This window comes from Nocardia sp. 852002-20019_SCH5090214 (assembly GCF_001665865.1).
Taxonomy (GTDB): domain Bacteria; phylum Actinomycetota; class Actinomycetes; order Mycobacteriales; family Mycobacteriaceae; genus Nocardia; species Nocardia nova.
On sequence record NZ_LZMK01000346.1, the window covers coordinates 1 to 1,900 of the forward strand.

A 1,900-nucleotide genomic window follows, 5' to 3' on the forward strand; every position below is an offset into this window, starting at 1 on the left:
GCGCTGGCGGATCAAGGCGGCGCGCGAGAGGGGCGTCGACAACAGCACTGCGGTGCGGCCCTCGTCGAGGTCGCTCACCCAGGCGGCGACCTGTGTGACCACGAATGCGGCGGCGATCGGTGCGGTGAATTCCGCGACGTATCCGAGGTACTGGTCGGCGGGGCTGAATCCCGGATCCACTTGCAGCATGCGGCGGGTCACGTCGAATTTGTCCCACATCTCGGTCACTTCGGGCTCGAGCCAGGCCATCAAACCGACACCGGCCGCGGCGGCCACCGCCCACAGTGCCAATCCCGCGCGTTCGCGTACCAGAATCGCCGACCAGAGGCGGTCCAGCAGTCGTCGCTGCACCCGCGCAGGTCGCCGAGTCGGACCTGCTCGCCATTCCGTCAAGGCGGACCCGATGTCGCGCCGGGTGAACACCCACGCCGCAACTCCGGTCACCGAAGCCGCCCCGGCCACGATCGCCACCAGTGACGCCGGGTCGAATCCGATGCCGGGGACCAGAGCGCGGAAGTCTGTGAAGTAGTAGAAGGGTGAGACGAACCGCAGCAGCGCCGGCGATCCGAACCGTTCCCACACGTTCGTGTACAAATACAGCGCCACCACGATCAGTGCCGCCACCGCGCTCGCGGTTCGAGGGGTGGGAGCGAGCTGACCTGTCAGTGCGCCGATCGCGTATCCGGCGAAAGCGCATGCGGCGCAGCCGAGTCCGGTCGAGAGCGAACCGGGGACGTTCGAGTCGCCGCCGACGGCCATCGCCGCGGCCAGTCCCAGCCCGAGTCCCAGCCCGATCACCGCCAGCACCGCCGCGAACCCGAGCGCGCGATCGCGGACCAGCCGCAACCGGGACTGTCCGGTGGACAGCAGCACCTCGACCGCGTGTCCGGCCTCCGCTCCGCGGACTGCACCAGCGCCCTGTAAGGCGCTGTAGAGGGTGAGGAACAGGACGAGCAAGGTGACATTGTGGTAGGTCAGGTAACCGCCCAGGGTGTCGAGGCGGTCCGCGGGCCACCGCAGCAGCCGCATCGCCTGTACCCCGGGTTGCATGCTGTCGGCCATGCCCCGCGCCCCGCCCGCGAAACGGGCTGTCTCACTGCGGAATCCGCTCGCGATGGCCGTCATCGCCAGCGCGCTGCCCAGGATCCATGCCACGATCCCGCGCCGGTGCGCGCGCACGGTGTCAGCGACCAGCCACAGGCTCGGCGGTGTCGAACTCACGGAGGAACACCTCCTCGAGTGACTGCTCGTGGCTGTCGAGCTCGATGACGCCCGTAGCGGACAGCATCTGCAACAGCGGCCCGATCGATCCCTGCACCGAGCAGGTCAACCGGTGATCCACGAGCCGCGGTTGGGCGACCCCGGGTACGGCGGCCACCGCGTCGACGTCCAGTTCTCCGGTGATCACGGCCTCTACGCGGTGGATTCGCTTGGCGCGCAACTCGTTCAACGAACCTATTCGCCGTACCCGCCCGTCGCGGACGAGTGCGATGCGGTCACACACCGATTCGACTTCGGACAACACGTGCGAGGACAGCAGCACGGTGGCGCCGGCGGCGGTTGCGCTACGGAGCATGTCGTGGAACACGCGCTGCATCAACGGATCCAGTCCGAGGGTGGGTTCGTCGAGGATGAGCAGGTCCGGTCTGTGCATGAATGCCTGGACCAGCCCGAGTTTCTGCTTGTTGCCGTGCGAGAGGTCCTGGTAGCGGCGGCCGAGGTCCAAATGCAGATTGCCGGCCAGTGTGTGCAGGTATGTCTCGTCCACTCCGCCCCGTAGGCCCGCCAGCATTCCCAGCACGTACCCTGCGGTGACCCTCGGCCATTGCACCAGCTCACCCGGCAGATAGCCGACCCGGCGCTTGATGGCGACGACTGTCGGTATGTGAGTCGAGCCCGA

At 67.8% G+C, this 1,900-nt stretch carries 2 protein-coding genes; both read right to left on the reverse strand.

Annotated elements, in window-relative coordinates; translation table 11 throughout:
- A partial coding sequence (locus tag A5780_RS27375; protein WP_156769684.1) for an ABC transporter permease subunit occupies positions 1-1,221 on the reverse strand: 1,221 nt, incomplete at its 3' end.
- Positions 1,184-1,900 (reverse strand): ABC transporter ATP-binding protein (locus A5780_RS27380; protein WP_064910132.1); only part of this gene is annotated, 717 nt, incomplete at its 5' end. The genes A5780_RS27375 and A5780_RS27380, both read right to left, overlap by 38 nt.